This is a genomic window from Actinomadura macrotermitis (assembly GCF_009604375.1).
In the GTDB taxonomy this organism is placed as follows: Bacteria; Actinomycetota; Actinomycetes; order Streptosporangiales; family Streptosporangiaceae; genus Spirillospora; species Spirillospora macrotermitis.
Genome location: NZ_WEGH01000005.1, coordinates 570,366 through 584,045, shown reverse-complemented (window position 1 = coordinate 584,045; position 13,680 = coordinate 570,366). Strand labels below are relative to the sequence as shown.

Annotated in this window: 12 protein-coding genes; 8 read left to right on the top strand and 4 right to left on the bottom strand. The window is 73.5% G+C overall.

From position 1 onward, the window contains the following. The first annotated feature begins 143 nt into the window (after window positions 1-143). Together ACRB68_RS35505 and ACRB68_RS35500 are read left to right on the top strand one after the other, a co-directional pair. Window positions 144-1,535, top strand: coding sequence for an MFS transporter (locus ACRB68_RS35505; protein ID WP_153540361.1), 1,392 nt, complete (start codon window positions 144-146; stop codon window positions 1,533-1,535). A gap of 156 nt (window positions 1,536-1,691) precedes the next feature. Next, window positions 1,692-1,940, top strand: coding sequence for a hypothetical protein (locus ACRB68_RS35500; protein WP_153540359.1), 249 nt, complete (start codon window positions 1,692-1,694; stop codon window positions 1,938-1,940). A 26-nt stretch (window positions 1,941-1,966) separates the two neighbouring features. Here the strand turns inward: ACRB68_RS35500 and ACRB68_RS35495 are convergent, their stop codons facing one another. Then, window positions 1,967-2,446: an NUDIX domain-containing protein gene (locus tag ACRB68_RS35495; protein WP_153540356.1), complete on the bottom strand. Its 480-nt coding sequence runs from the start codon at window positions 2,444-2,446 to the stop codon at window positions 1,967-1,969. A 356-nt stretch (window positions 2,447-2,802) separates the two neighbouring features. Here ACRB68_RS35495 and nirB point away from each other — a divergent pair, with 356 nt between their 5' ends. The 6 genes from nirB to ACRB68_RS35465 all read left to right on the top strand — a co-directional run bounded on the left by nirB (window position 2,803) and on the right by ACRB68_RS35465 (window position 9,609). Further along, window positions 2,803-5,355: a nitrite reductase large subunit NirB gene (nirB, locus tag ACRB68_RS35490; protein WP_153540354.1), complete on the top strand. Its 2,553-nt coding sequence runs from the start codon at window positions 2,803-2,805 to the stop codon at window positions 5,353-5,355. Further along, window positions 5,352-5,750, top strand: a complete 399-nt coding sequence (gene nirD / locus ACRB68_RS35485) for a nitrite reductase small subunit NirD (protein WP_153540352.1) — start codon at window positions 5,352-5,354, stop codon at window positions 5,748-5,750. The genes nirB and nirD overlap by 4 nt, the downstream gene beginning before the upstream one ends. Then, window positions 5,734-6,930: a uroporphyrinogen-III synthase gene (locus ACRB68_RS35480; protein ID WP_153540350.1), complete on the top strand. Its 1,197-nt coding sequence runs from the start codon at window positions 5,734-5,736 to the stop codon at window positions 6,928-6,930. Before nirD ends, ACRB68_RS35480 begins: the two co-directional genes overlap by 17 nt. Then, window positions 6,923-7,648 carry a sirohydrochlorin chelatase gene (locus ACRB68_RS35475; protein ID WP_328595187.1) on the top strand — a complete coding sequence of 242 codons (726 nt, stop codon included), beginning with the start codon at window positions 6,923-6,925 and terminating at the stop codon, window positions 7,646-7,648. Before ACRB68_RS35480 ends, ACRB68_RS35475 begins: the two co-directional genes overlap by 8 nt. A gap of 96 nt (window positions 7,649-7,744) precedes the next feature. Continuing rightward, window positions 7,745-8,725 (top strand): ATP-binding cassette domain-containing protein, encoded by a 981-nt coding sequence (locus ACRB68_RS35470; RefSeq protein WP_153540348.1) that lies wholly within the window; start codon window positions 7,745-7,747, stop codon window positions 8,723-8,725. A gap of 2 nt (window positions 8,726-8,727) precedes the next feature. Continuing rightward, window positions 8,728-9,609 carry an ABC transporter permease gene (locus ACRB68_RS35465; protein ID WP_153540347.1) on the top strand — a complete coding sequence of 294 codons (882 nt, stop codon included), beginning with the start codon at window positions 8,728-8,730 and terminating at the stop codon, window positions 9,607-9,609. 62 nt (window positions 9,610-9,671) lie between these two features. Here ACRB68_RS35465 and ACRB68_RS35460 read toward each other — a convergent pair whose 3' ends face one another. The 3 genes from ACRB68_RS35460 to ACRB68_RS35450 form a co-directional block, all read right to left on the bottom strand. Beyond that, window positions 9,672-11,048 carry an RNA polymerase sigma factor gene (locus ACRB68_RS35460; protein ID WP_153540345.1) on the bottom strand — a complete coding sequence of 459 codons (1,377 nt, stop codon included), beginning with the start codon at window positions 11,046-11,048 and terminating at the stop codon, window positions 9,672-9,674. Between the two features lie 336 nt (window positions 11,049-11,384). Then, window positions 11,385-12,407, bottom strand: coding sequence for a cation diffusion facilitator family transporter (locus ACRB68_RS35455; protein ID WP_153540343.1), 1,023 nt, complete (start codon window positions 12,405-12,407; stop codon window positions 11,385-11,387). Between the two features lie 55 nt (window positions 12,408-12,462). Beyond that, on the bottom strand, window positions 12,463-13,629 hold the full coding sequence (locus tag ACRB68_RS35450) for an AMP-binding protein (protein WP_153540891.1): 1,167 nt from the start codon (window positions 13,627-13,629) through the stop codon (window positions 12,463-12,465). Window positions 13,630-13,680: the final 51 nt, after the last annotated feature.

Below are 13,680 nucleotides of genomic sequence, written 5' to 3'. Positions count from 1 at the left end.
GCCGTTCCGCGCGTGCGGCCCGCCCTTTCACACGCCGATGTTTCCGATGTGCGCAGGATGTAGCAAGCCGTGCACACCCTGCGCCGCCGGTCGTAACTCAGCGTTCCTACCTTCTGGACTGTCACCGACATCGGAGGTAGGGCATGACCGCGCTGACCGAGAAGACCGCCCCGCCCGCACCGGCCCGGGGGCGGCGCTGGATCGACGACTGGAGGCCCGACGACGAGGGGTTCTGGGCGGCGACGGGCCGCCGGGTCGCGACCCGCAACCTGGTCTTCTCCATCATCACCGAGCACCTCGGCTTCTCGGTCTGGCTGCTGTGGAGCATCGCGGTGCTCAACCTGCCGGCCGCCGGGATCAAGCTGACGGTCGGCGAGACGCTGTGGCTGACCACGACCCCCAACCTGGTCGGCGCGGCGCTGCGGGTGCCCTACACTTTCGCGCCGGCGCGGTTCGGCGGGCGCAACTTCACGATCGTGAGCGCGCTGCTGCTGCTGATCCCGTGCGGATCGTTCGTCTACGCGATCAACAATCCGGGCATCCCGTTCTGGGCGCTGCTGCTGATCGCGGCGACGACGGGGCTCGGCGGCGGGAACTTCGCCTCCTCGATGGCCAACATCACCCACTTCTACCCGGCGTCGCGGCAGGGCCTGCCGCTCGGGCTGAACGCCGCCGGCGGCAACCTCGGCACGAGCGTGACGCAGCTGGCGATGCCGCCGCTGATCGTGGCGTTCGGCCTGGTCGCGGTCGGCTGGGTGTGGATGCCGTTCATCCTGCTGGCGGCGCTGCTGGCCTACCTGTTCATGAACAACCTGTCCACGGCGACCTCCTCGTACACGCTGCGGGAGATGGCCGCGAGCGCCCGCGACCGGCAGACGATCGTGATGTCGGTGCTGTACATCGGCACGTTCGGGTCGTTCATCGGCTACTCGTTCAGCTTCGGCGTGCTGATCAAGAACCAGTTCCCCGACGTCAAGGGCGCGAACGTCATCTGGCTCGGCGCGTGCGTCGGCTCGCTGGCCCGCCCGTTCGGCGGCTGGCTGGCCGACCGGCTCGGCGGCGCCCGGGTGACGATGGTGAACTTCTTCGCGATGGGCCTCGGCGTCGCCGTCGTCGCCTACGCGGTGCAGGCCAAGAGCTGGCCGCTGTTCCTCACCGCGTTCCTGCTGGTGTTCCTCACCACCGGGCTCGGCAACGGCTCCACCTACAAGATGATCCCGGCGATCTTCCGCAACCGGGCGCTGGCCGGGGTGGACGCCACCCGGGCGGGCGCGGTGGACGAGGCGGTCGCCCGGGGCCGCCGCCAGGCCGCCGCGGCCATCGGCATCATCTCCGCGATCGGTGCGGCGGGCGGCGTGCTGATCCAGCAGACCTTCCGGATCTCGATCGAGCAGACCAAGAGCATCGGCCCGGCGCTGCTGGTGCTGGCCGGGTTCTACGCGGTCTGCGTCGCTTTGACCTGGGCGTGCTACCTGCGCAAGTCCCGTGCGCAGGAGGAGGCGGGCGCACCGGACCTCGCCGGGGTCCGGGTCTGATCCCTGCCCGCTCTGCGCGCCCGCGGCTCCGCGCGGCCCTTGCCCAAGGGTCGCGCGGAGCCGTTTCCCGTCCCGGGTACCCGCGCCGCCGAGTGAGCGGCGCCCGGCGCGGGTAGATCGTGAGCGCGACGCGGCGGGGGAGGGGAAGACACGACCATGGCGACCTGTGAGGTCTGCGGCAACGACTACGCGCTCTCGTTCGAGGTGCACGCGCAGGGGGCGGTGCACACCTTCGACTCGTTCGAGTGCGCGATCACCCGGATGGCGCCGATCTGCGAGCACTGCGAGTGCCGGATCGTCGGCCACGGCGTCGAGGTGGACCGGCACTGGTACTGCTCGGCGCACTGCGCGCGCACGGGCGATCCGCGGCGCGGCCGGGAGGCCCGCGACAGCGTGCCGGTGTAGGACGGTCCGGTGCGGCGGGGCCCCGTTCAGCCGAACGGGGTCTCCCGGCCGTCCTCCAGGTAGAGCGCGCGGCCTTCGGCGAGCCCGCGCAGGCTCGGCCCCATCCGCCGCGCGATGTGCGCGGGCGCGAGCTCGGGGACCTTCTCGGGGGCGGCCATGACGTGGTCGGACAGCTCCTCGGGCGGCAGCCGGACCGCGGCGATCTCGGCGGCGGTGATCGAGCCGCCGAACACGAACACGTTGACGGCGTCCACCCCGTCGCGCGGCGGCGCCCAGTCCACGCAGACCAGCCCGGTGAGCCGGGGCGTCAGGCCGAGCTCCTCCTGGCACTCGCGCACGCACGCGGTGAGGGGGGACTCGCCCGCCTCGATGACCCCGCCGGGCAGGAACCAGCCCTGCTTGTAGGTGGGCTTGACCAGCAGCACGCGGCCGAGGTCGTCCAGGAGCAGGGCCGCCGCGGCACCGCGCGTACGGGGCAGCGAAGCGTAATAGGCAAGGTCGGGCATGTACCGAGATTAGGCGTGCCGGCCGGGCCCTCACCCGGTGCCGGCGCGGTTCGTGGCCGCTTTCCCGCCGGAGGTCGCCGCGGCGCCGCCGATCCGTTCGGCAACCGATCCGGCGGTGCCGAATGGCCCTTGACGCCGCCCCACAACGCTTGACACGTGATCGTCAAGAAGGCGCGGAGCGCTACCCGCGGCGCGAGAAGAGCGTGGCGGGAATTGCCTTTCCGGAAAGAACACCCGAAATTCATGGCGGTCCGGTTGCGAGGCGACCACGAAACGGTGTCGCGGTGAGCTGCTTTTAACACGCCGGTGACAGACGGGACGCAACGCCGAAACCGCCTCTTCGCAGGATTCACCCCATGAACGTTGGAGGGGACGCAACGAAGAGCGTGGTGGTCGTCGGGCACGGCCCCACCGGCCACCGGCTGGTGGAGGCGCTGCGCGACGGCGAGGGCGCCGGCGCGTGGCGGGTCACCGTGATCGGCGAGGAGGACCGCACCGCCTACGACCGGGTGGCGCTGACCTCCTACCTCACCGAGGACGCCGACCTGGCCTACCCGGCGCACGACGACGGCGTGGAGATGGTGACCGGCGACGCCGCGGTGGCGGTCGACCGGGAGGCGCGGGTGGTGCGCACCGCGTCGGGCCGGGAGGTCGGCTACGACGCGCTGGTGCTGGCGACCGGGTCGGCGCCGTTCGTGCCGCCGGTGCCGGGCAAGGACCTGCCGGGCGTGTTCGTCTACCGCACCATCGACGACCTGGACGCGCTCCGCGCGCACTGCGCCGACCTTACTTCGTCAAGGCCGGGGACCGGTGGCGTGGTCGTCGGCGGCGGCCTGCTCGGCCTGGAGGCCGCCCGCGCGCTGCAGGGCCTCGGCGTCGAGACCCACGTCGTGGAGGTGGCGCCGTGGCTGATGCCGCGCCAGCTCGACGAGGGCGGCGGCGCGATGCTGCGCCGCCACATCGAGGCGCTGGACATGCACGTGCACGCGGGCACCCCGATGGCGGGCCTGGAGGCGGGGGAGGACGGCGCGGTCGCGCGGGTCGCCCTGTCGGACGGCTCGGCGATCGAGGCCGGGGTGGTCGTCTTCTCGGCCGGCGTGCGGCCGCGCGACGAGCTGGCCCGCGGCTGCGGCCTGCCGGTCGGCGAGCGCGGCGGCATCGTGGTGGACGAGCACTGCCGCACCGCCGACCCCGCGATCTACGCGGTGGGGGAGTGCGCGCTGGTGGGCGGCCAGGTGTACGGCCTGGTCGCGCCGTGTTTCAGCATGGCCGAGGTGGTCGCGGGGCAGCTGCTGGCGCAGGCCGCCGGGACCGACAGCCCGGCCCGGTTCGAGGGCGCGGACCTGTCGACGAAGCTGAAGCTGATGGGCGTGGACGTGGCCAGCTTCGGCGACCCGTTCGCCGGCCCCGAGCAGGGCGCGCTGGACGTCACCTACACCGACCCGCTGGCGGGGGTGTACAAGCGGCTGATCGTCAGCGACGACGCCCGGACGCTGATCGGCGGGGTGCTGGTCGGCGACGCCGCGGCCTACCCGACGCTGCGCGCCTACATCGGCGCCGAGCTGCCGGGCAGCCCCGAGCAGGTGCTGTTCGGCGGGACCGAGGCGGCGGGCGGCGACCTGCCGGGCTCGACGGTGATCTGCTCGTGCAACAACGTCAGCGCCGAGACGATCCGGTGCGCGATCCGCGACGACGGCCTGACCGACATGGGCGAGGTCAAGTCCTGCACCCGGGCGGGCAGCACGTGCGGCAGCTGCGTCCCGCTGGTGAAGAAGCTGCTGGACGCCGAGCTGACGGCGGCCGGCATCGAGGTGAGCAAGGCCCTGTGCGAGCACTTCGAGCACAGCCGCGCCGAGCTGTTCGACATCGTGCGGGTGCGCGGGATCACCACGTTCACGCAGCTGATCGCCGAGCACGGCCAGGGACGGGGCTGCGACATCTGCAAGCCGGTGGTGGCCTCGATCCTGGCCAGCCTCGGCAACGGGCACATCCTGGAGGGCGAGCAGGCGGCGCTGCAGGACACCAACGACCACTTCCTGGCGAACCTGCAGAAGAACGGCACCTACTCGGTGGTGCCGCGGATCCCCGGCGGGGAGATCACGCCGGACAAGCTGATCGTGATCGGCGAGGTGGCCCGGGACTTCGGGCTCTACACCAAGATCACCGGCGGGCAGCGCATCGACCTGTTCGGGGCCCGGGTGGAGCAGCTGCCGCGGATCTGGAAGCGGCTGGTGGACGCCGGGTTCGAGTCCGGGCACGCCTACGGCAAGTCGCTGCGCACGGTGAAGTCGTGCGTGGGGTCGACCTGGTGCCGGTTCGGGGTGCAGGACTCGGTGGCGATGGCGATCCTGCTGGAGCTGCGGTACCGGGGGCTGCGCGCGCCGCACAAGCTGAAGTCGGCGGTGTCGGGGTGCGCGCGCGAGTGCGCCGAGGCGCAGAGCAAGGACTTCGGCGTCATCGCGACCGAGCAGGGCTGGAACCTGTACATCGCCGGCAACGGCGGGATGCGGCCCCGGCACGCCGACCTGTTCGCCTCCGACCTGGACGACGCGACGCTCGTCCGCTACATCGACCGGTTCCTGATGTTCTACATCCGCACCGCCGACCGGCTGCAGCGCACCGCGAGCTGGCTGGAGGCGCTGGAGGGCGGCCTGGACTACCTCCGCGAGGTGATCGTGGAGGACAGCCTGGGCATCTGCGCCGAGCTGGACGCCGCCATGGACCGGCACGTGGGCGCCTACTCCGACGAGTGGCGCGACACCCTGGAGGACCCGGCCAAGCTCGGGCGGTTCGTGTCCTTCGTCAACGCTCCCGACACCCCGGACCCGAGCATCGTGTTCGCGTCCGAACGCGACCAGATCAAGCCGGTCCTGGTGGCCGGCTCCCGCCTGGAGGTTGCCGTCCGATGACCATCACCCCTGACCTGACGACCCGCGCCGCCGCGCCGGGACGGGCCGCCGATGCCCGCTGGCACGACGTGTGCGCCCTGGCCGACCTGATGCCCGAGCGCGGGGTGGCCGCGCTGGTGGACGGCGTGCAGGTGGCGATCTTCCTCACCCACGAGGGCGGGCTGCACGCACTGGCGAACCTGGACCCCTTCAGCGGCGCGCAGGTGATCTCACGCGGGATCCTGGGCACCCGGGGCGGGGCGCCGACGGTGGCCTCGCCGATGTTCAAGCAGGTGTTCGACCTGCGCACCGGGGCGTGCCTGGACGACCCGCGGGTCGCGCTGCCGGTGTTCGCGGTCCGCCGCGCGCCGGGCGACCGGGTGGAGGTGGCTGTCTCCGATGAGCACCGGCGATGAGCCGCTCGCCGGGTTCGCGGTCGGGGTGACCGCCGCCCGCCGGCACGAGGAGCTGGCCACGCTGCTGGAGCGGCGCGGCGCGCGGGTGGTGCACGCGCCGGCGATCCGGCTGATCCCGCTGGCCGACGACGTGGAGCTGCTGCAGGCGACCAAGGAGTGCGTGGCGCGGCCGCTGGACCACGCGGTGGTCACCACCGGGATCGGGTTCCGGGCGTGGCTGGAGGCGGCCGACGGGTGGGGTCTGCGCGACGAGCTGATCGCGCGCCTGGGGTCGGTGGACATCCTGGCGCGCGGTCCGAAGGCGCGCGGCGCGATCCGTTCGGCCGGGCTGACCGAGGCGTGGTCGCCGGCCGCCGAGAGCTGCGCGGAGGTGCTGAAGCACCTGCTGTCCAAGGACCTGGCCGGGACGCGGATCGCGGTGCAGCTGTACGGCGAGCAGCTGCCGGAGTTCACCGGGGCGCTGCGCGACGCGGGCGCCGAGGTGGTGGAGGTGCCGGTGTACCGGTGGTCGCGCACCGAGGACTCCACGCCGCTGCGGCGGCTGGTGGGGCAGGCGGTGGCCGGGACGCTGGACGCGGTCACCTTCACCAGTGCCCCGGCGGTGGCCTCGACGCTGGCGGTCGCGGCCGAGGACGGGCTGGAGGAGCTGCTGCTGGAGGCGCTGCGCACGCATGTGGTGGCGGCGTGCGTCGGGCCGGTGACGGCGCAGGCGCTGACCGAGCGGTCGGTGCCGACGGTGCAGCCCGAGCGGGCCCGGATCGGCGCGCTGGTGCGGGCGCTGGCGGAGAACCTGCCGCGGCGGCGGTCGCGGCGGCTGGAGGTGCGCGGCACCGAGCTGGAGCTGCGCGGGCACGCGGTGGTGCTGGACGGGCAGCTGCGGCCGATCGCGCCGGCGCCGATGGCGATCTTGCGGGCGCTGGCGCGGCGGCCGGGGCACGTGGTGTCGCGGGCCGAGCTGTGCGGGGTGCTGCCGAGCCGGCTGATGGCGGCCGGCGGCACGACGGCGTGGTCGCGCGAGGCGCGGCCGCAGGCCGACGAGCACGCGGTGGAGATGGCGGTGGCGCGGCTGCGCCGGGGTCTCGGCCGTACCGGGATCGTGGAGACGGTGGTGAAGCGGGGGTACCGGCTGGCCTGCGACCCCCGGCTGGTGGAGACGGTGAGGGTGGAGTCCGGTGGCTGAGCGGGGGGCGGGGCAGGCGCCGGCGCTGGTGGCGGTCGCGCACGGCTCCCGGGACCCGCGGGCGGCGGCGAGCACGCGCGAGCTGCTGCGGCGGGTGCGGGCGCTGCGTCCGTGGGTCACGGTGGCCGAGGCCTACGCCGAGCTGGCCGAGCCGTCGCTGGAGGAGGCGGTGCGGGCGGTGGACGGGCCGCTGGTGAGCGTGCCGCTGCTGCTGGCGCGCGGTTACCACGCGCTGATCGACATTCCGGGGCGGGTGGAGCGGCTGCGGCCGGACGCGGCGGCGGGCCGGCCGCTCGGGCCGCACGCGCTGCTGGCCGAGGCGCTGGCCGACCGGCTGGCCGAGATCCCCGCGCTCGGCCGCGGTGACGCGGTGGTGCTCGGCGCGGCGGGCTCGTCGGATCCGGCGGGCCTGGCCGACGTGCGGGTGGCGGCGCGGCTGCTGTCGCGGCGGCTGCGGCGGCCGGTGCCGTTCGGGTTCGTCGCGGCGGGCGGTCCGCCGCTGGCCGAGGTGGTGGCGGAGCGGCGGGCGGCGGGGGCGGCGCGGGTGGTGGTCGCGTCGTACCTGCTGGCGCCCGGGCACTTCCAGGACCGGCTGGAGGGGGCGGGCGCCGATCATGTGACGCGGCCGCTCGGCGCGCACGACGCGCTGGCGCGGCTGGTGCTGCGCCGCTACGACCAGGCGCGGCTGCGGATGGCGCCGGTGGTGCCGGTGGCCTGAGGCCGCGTCCCCGGCGGCGGCCTGCCGTGCTTGGTGGTATATGAGAGGCTTGTTCTAGGGGTGGCCGTGCCGGGCGCGGCCCGGCGAGGAGGCCTCATGCCGCAGGGGGAACCGGCCGTCGCCGTCGACGGGCTGGTCAAGCGGTTCGGTGACGTGGAGGCGGTGCGCGGGATCGGGTTCAGCGTCGCGCCCGGTGAGATCTTCGGGTTCCTCGGGCCCAACGGCGCGGGCAAGTCCACCACGATCAACATGCTGTGCACGCTGCTGCGGCCGACCGCCGGCACCGCGCGCGTCGCCGGGCACGACGTGGTCACCGAGCGCGACGACGTGCGCCGCAACATCGGCCTGGTCTTCCAGGACCCCACGCTGGACGGCTATCTGACGGGGGAGCAGAACCTGCGCTTCCACGCCGAGCTGTACGGGGTGCCGCGCGCGGCGGCGGCGGGCCGGATGCGCCAGGTGCTGGAGATGGTCGGCCTGTGGGACCGGCGCGGCGACCTGGTGTCGGCCTACTCGGGCGGCATGAAGCGCCGGCTGGAGATCGCGCGCGGGCTGCTGCACTCGCCGCGGGTGCTGTTCCTGGACGAGCCGACCGTCGGCCTGGACCCCCAGACCCGGTCCTCGATCTGGGAGTACATCCGGCGGCTGCGGCACACCGAGGAGATCACCATCTTCATGACGACCCACTACATGGACGAAGCGGAGTTCTGCGACCGGATCGCCATCATGGACTCGGGCGGCATCGTGGCGCTGGACACCCCCGAGGAGCTGAAGGCCGGCGTCGGCAAGGACCGGGTGCAGATCCGCACCGCCGACGACGACGCCGCGATCGCCGCGCTGAAGGAGCACTTCGGGCTGGACGCCGCCGTCGCCGAGGGCGCGGTCACCTTCGCCGTGCCGGCGGGGGAGGCGTTCGTGCCCCGGCTGTTCGGCGAGCTCGGCGTGCCGATCCGCTCGGTCAGCGTGTCGCGCCCCTCGCTCGACGACGTGTTCATGAAGTACACCGGCAGCACCATCCGCGACGCCGAGGGGTCCTCGAACGACTGGATGCGCATGGCGATGCGCGGGAGGCGATGACGATGGCGGCACCCACCCGCGCCGAGACCGGCGTCGCCCGGGTCCGCGTGCCCGAGCGCAGCGTCCGCCACGACCTGCGCGCCGTGCGGATCGTCATGCACCGGGAGCTGATCCGCTTCTCCCGGGAGCGGATGCGCATGGTGTCGGGCCTGGTCCAGCCGGTGCTGTGGCTGCTGGTCATGGGCACCGGCCTGTCCAACCTGACGGCCGCGGCCGGCGGCGCGCACGGCCCGGTCAATCTCAAGACCTTCATCTTCCCCGGCGTGTGCGCCATGTCGGTGATGTTCACCGCGATGTTCTCGGCCGGGTCGATCGTGTGGGACCGCGAGTTCGGGTTCCTGCGCGAGATGCTGGTCGCCCCGGTCAGCCGGGCCGCGATCGTGGTCGGCAAGTGCGTCGGCGGCGCCGTCGTCGCGACGCTGCAGGGCGTGATCATCCTCGCGCTGGCGGGGCTGGCGGGCGTCCCCTACGACCCGCTGCTGCTGCTGGAGATGCTCGGGCTGATGTTCCTCGGCGCGTTCGCGCTGACCGGCTTCGGCGTCATGATCGCCGCCCGGATCACGACGATGCAGTCGTTCTTCGCCATCATGCAGATGGCGATGATGCCGATGATGTTCCTGTCGGGCGCGCTGTACCCGCTGAACGGGCTGCCGGTCTGGCTGAGCGTGCTCACCCGGGTCAACCCGCTCACCTACGCGGTGGACCCGCTGCGCCAGGCGGTGTTCGCGCACCTGGACGTCTCGCCCGCCCTCGCCCGCACCTTCAACCCCGGCGTCACCTGGAACGGCTGGCCCGTCCCGGTCTGGCTGGAGATCGCCATCGTGGCCGCGATGGCGTTCGGCCTGATGGGCGTGGCGATCTGGGAGTTCCGCCGCGGCGACTGAGCCCCGGACGTGCGCCGAGGGCCCCGGACGGTCCGTCCGGGGCCCTCGGCGTGCGGCGGTCGTCAGACCGCGAAGTCCAGCAGCGGCTGGGCGTTGCTGGGGTGCCGCAGCTTGGACAGCGACTCCTTCTCCAGCTGGCGGATCCGCTCCCGGGTCAGCCCGAGGGCCTTGCCGATCTCGTCCAGGGTGCGCGGCGTGCCGTCGTAGAGCCCGAACCGCATCGCCATGATCTTGGCCTCGCGCGGGGACAGGATGTCCAGCGTGCGGCGCAGCTGGTCGGCCATCAGCTGGCGGTCCACCAGGTCGGAGGCCTCGGGGCTGTCGGTGTCCTCGATGAGGTCGCCGATGCGGGTCTCGCCGTCCTCGCCGATGGTGGAGTCCAGGCTGATCGGCTGGCGGCTGGTGCGCAGCAGCTCGCGGATCTGCTCGGGGCTCTTGTCCAGCTCCACCGCCAGCTCCTCGGGGGTGGGTTCGCGGCCGAGGCGCTGGTGCATGTCGCGTTCCACCCGGCTGAGCTTGCTCAGCATCTCCAGCACGTGCACCGGCAGCCGGATGGTGCGGGCCGAGTCGGCGAAGCCGCGCTGGATGGCCTGGCGGATCCACCACATCGCGTAGGTGGAGAACTTGTAGCCCTTGGAGTAGTCGAACTTCTCCACCGCACGGATCAGCCCGAGGTTGCCCTCCTGGACCACGTCCAGCAGCGACAGGCCGCGGTCGGAGTACTTCTTGGCGACCGAGACCACCAGGCGCAGGTTGGCCTCCAGCATGTGCGACTTGGCGCGCTGGCCGTCGGCGGCGACCCATTCCAGGTCGGCGCGCTCGCGGGGGCCGAGCTTGTCGTTCTCCAGCTTGTACTCGGCGTACAGGCCGGCCTCGATGCGCTTGGCCAGGTCGACCTCCTGCTCGGCGGTGAGCAGCTGGCGCCGCCCGATCGCCTTCAGGTAGGTGTGCACCGAGTCGCCCATGGCGGTGGAGGTGTCGTCCAGGTCGGCGATCTCGGCCTCGGCCGTCTCGACCTGGGTCAGCTCGAAGGCCTCGTCGCCGGGCTCGTCGTCGCCGCCCGCCGCGGGGGCGGGGGAGGCGGGGGACTCGGCGGCGTCGGGCGCGGCTTTGACGGCGGTCTTGCGGGTGGCGCGCTTCTTGACCGGGGCGGCGGCGGGCTCGGCCTTGTCGGCCGCGCGGGCGCGCGTGGTCCGGCCCGCGGCCTTGGCGGCGGGCTTGCGCTTGGCGGGCTCGTCCTCGGTGGCCAGGCTGATGCCCGACTCCGACAGCTCGCGCAGGATGGAGCGCCCCTGGGACGGGCTGATCCCGGCCGACTCGAAGGCCGTGCGCACCTCGTCGAGCGAGAGACGGCCCTGGGTGCGGCCCCGCTCCAGCAGATCGCCGAGGGCCGGGCTCGTCGACTCCGTCAGCGGGGTCTCAACGGCGGTTCGCGGCATGAGGACGCCCCCCTCCCTTCCGTGGTGTGTGTGCGACGCGGAGATGATGCTGTTCTCTATTCACGCGCGCATAAACGGGAACGCCGCACACCCGCCCGCTTGTTCCCGGATTTTCTGGTTCCAGCGTCTCACAGGCGCCGCGGGGCACGCGGCGGGGCCGGCCCGGGGGAGCCGGTGAAAGCCCAGATCAGCGGCCCGCAAGGGGCTGCCGCGGGTTCGCGGCCTGCCCCGGGGAAGGCGCGGCGGCGCGGCCGCGGCGGTGAGGCGGTTCACATGCCGGCCGCGCGGCGGACCCCGGCGACCGGCTGAACCTTACTGTGTAAAGGCGGTGGGTTTTCACGAGCGCCCGATCTCCGGCGGCGGGTCCTGCTTCAGCTGCATCCCGTAACGGGCGACGACGCGCTCGCGCAGGCCGGGATCGTCGCGGGGGACCGGCTCCAGGAAGACCTCGTCGATCTCCTCGTGCGCCTCGCGCAGCTCGTCGGCCAGGCGCACGCAGGCGTGCTCGACGTCGCCGGAGGTGAGGCCGTCGCGGAAGTCCAGCCGGGCGCAGACCAGCACCCGGTCGGCGCCGACGGTCATGGTGACGATGTCGACGAGCCACTCGACCTCGGGGGCGGCGCCGAGCCGGGTGCGCACGTCGCGGACGATGCGGGGGTCGGCCTGGGTGCCGATCAGCAGGTTGAGGTTGATGCGGCCGAGCACGACCGCGACCACGGTGAGCAGGACCCCGATGCAGATCGAGCCGACGCCGTCCCAGACGGGGGAGCCGGTGAGCTGGTGCAGGCCGAGGCCGGCGAAGGCCAGCAGCAGGCCGAGCAGGGCGGCGCTGTCCTCCAGCAGGACGCTGATCGAGGTCGGCTCGTCGGTGCGGCGGATGTAGGTGATGAAGGGCAGCTCCTCCTCGCGGGCGGCGGCGCGGATCTGGCGCAGCGCCTGCTGCCAGGAGATGCCCTCCAGGACGAAGGAGACGGCGAGCACGATGTAGCCGACGGTGGGGCTGGCCTCCTCGCCGTGGTGGCCGAAGATCGTCTGGACGCCCTGGTAGAAGGCGAACAGGGCGCCCATGCCGAAGATGGCGACGGCGACGAGCAGGGTCCAGATGTAGCGTTCCTTGCCGTAGCCGAAGGGGTGGCGGCGGTCGGCGGGGCGGACGCTGCGCCGCATCCCGACCATCAGCAGGACCTCGTTGAAGGTGTCGGCGACCGAGTGCGCGGCCTCGGCGGCCAGGGAGGCCGAGCCGGTGACGACCGCGGCGACGATCTTGGCGATGGCGATGCCCAGGTTGGCGGCGAACGCCAGTGCGACGGTGAGGGCGCTCTCGTGCTGTTCGTCCTGCTCTGCTGCCTGCTCTGCCATGATCACAGGGTGTCACGGGCGGGGCGGCGAGGCCAGGAGGGGGTGGCGGGACGGGTCAGCCGCGGCGCAGGAGTTCGCGGTCGGGCTTGCCGGAGGGCAGCAGGGGGATGGCCGGGACCAGGCGCAGTTCGCGGGGGGCGGCGTGGGCGGGCATGGTGCGGCGGACGAAGGCGCGCAGGTCGGTCAGGTCGGGGGCGTCGCCGTCGGGGACGACGACGGCGGTGACGCGTTCGCCCCATTCGGGGTCGGGGCGGCCGACGACGACGACGTCGCGGACGCGGGGGTGGTGGGCGAGGGTGGCGGCGACCTCGGCGGCGACGACCTTCTCGCCGCCGGTGTTGATGACGTCGTCGGCGCGGCCGCGGACGTGCAGGCGGCCGTCGTCGCCGAGGGAGCCGAGGTCCTGGGTGGTGAACCAGCCGTCGGCGAGGGCCTGGCGGGTGAGGTCGGGGCGCAGGCGGTAGCCGGTGAACAGGACGGGTCCGGCGATGCGGATGCGGCCGTCGGGGGCGATGGCGAGGCGGACGCCGTCCAGGGGCCGGCCGTCGTAGACGCAGCCGCCGCAGGTCTCGCTCATGCCGTAGGTGGTGTGGACGCGGGCGCCGCGGGCGCGGGCGGTCTCCAGCAGGCCGGGGGGCGCCGCGGCGCCGCCGAGCAGGATGGCGCGGTGGCGTGCCAGGTCGGCGCCGGCGTCCAGGAGGCGGCGCAGCTGGGTGGGGACGAGGGCGAGCAGGTCGGCGCCGGCGGCCGCGACGGCGGCGGTGTCGAAGCGGGGGTGGATGATCGGGTCGGTGCCGGTGAGCAGGGAGCGGACCAGGACCTGCAGGCCGGCGATGTGGCTGGTGGGCAGGCAGCACAGCCAGCGGTCGCCGGGGCCGGCGTCCAGGCGGCGCACGGTGGCGGCGGCGGAGCGGCGCAGGGCCTCGGCGGACAGTTCGACGAACTTGGGGGTGCCGGTGGAGCCGGAGGTGGCGATGAGCACGGCGGTGCCGGGTCCGGCGGGGACGCCGGCCTCGGGGGTGCGGGGGTGGTGGGGGGTGAGGCCGTCCTCGGTCTGCACGGCGTGGGGGGCGAGGGTGTCGATGAGGGTGCGCAGCGCGGCGGGCGGCAGGTCGGCGGGCAGGGGGCAGATGGCCGGGCCGGTGCCGTCGAGGGCGGCGGCCAGGGCCGTGAGCAGGCGCGGGCCGGGTGGGAGCACGACGGCGTGCAGGCGGCGTTCCATGATCTGTTCAGCGTAGACGACCCCGCTGAACATGTTCGAATCGCGGAGGCG

Bases quoted from the DNA above. Each gene is read 5' to 3' on its own strand.
- ACRB68_RS35460 (WP_153540345.1), bottom strand. From the start codon at position 11,048: ATGCCGCGAACCGCCGTTGAGACCCCGCTGACGGAGTCGACGAGCCCG.
- ACRB68_RS35465 (WP_153540347.1), top strand. From the start codon at position 8,728: ATGGCGGCACCCACCCGCGCCGAGACCGGCGTCGCCCGGGTCCGCGTG.
- ACRB68_RS35505 (WP_153540361.1), top strand. From the start codon at position 144: ATGACCGCGCTGACCGAGAAGACCGCCCCGCCCGCACCGGCCCGGGGG.
- ACRB68_RS35450 (WP_153540891.1), bottom strand. From the start codon at position 13,629: ATGGAACGCCGCCTGCACGCCGTCGTGCTCCCACCCGGCCCGCGCCTG.
- ACRB68_RS35470 (WP_153540348.1), top strand. From the start codon at position 7,745: ATGCCGCAGGGGGAACCGGCCGTCGCCGTCGACGGGCTGGTCAAGCGG.
- ACRB68_RS35500 (WP_153540359.1), top strand. From the start codon at position 1,692: ATGGCGACCTGTGAGGTCTGCGGCAACGACTACGCGCTCTCGTTCGAG.
- ACRB68_RS35455 (WP_153540343.1), bottom strand. From the start codon at position 12,407: ATGGCAGAGCAGGCAGCAGAGCAGGACGAACAGCACGAGAGCGCCCTC.
- ACRB68_RS35495 (WP_153540356.1), bottom strand. From the start codon at position 2,446: ATGCCCGACCTTGCCTATTACGCTTCGCTGCCCCGTACGCGCGGTGCC.
- ACRB68_RS35480 (WP_153540350.1), top strand. From the start codon at position 5,734: ATGAGCACCGGCGATGAGCCGCTCGCCGGGTTCGCGGTCGGGGTGACC.
- nirD (WP_153540352.1), top strand. From the start codon at position 5,352: ATGACCATCACCCCTGACCTGACGACCCGCGCCGCCGCGCCGGGACGG.
- nirB (WP_153540354.1), top strand. From the start codon at position 2,803: ATGAACGTTGGAGGGGACGCAACGAAGAGCGTGGTGGTCGTCGGGCAC.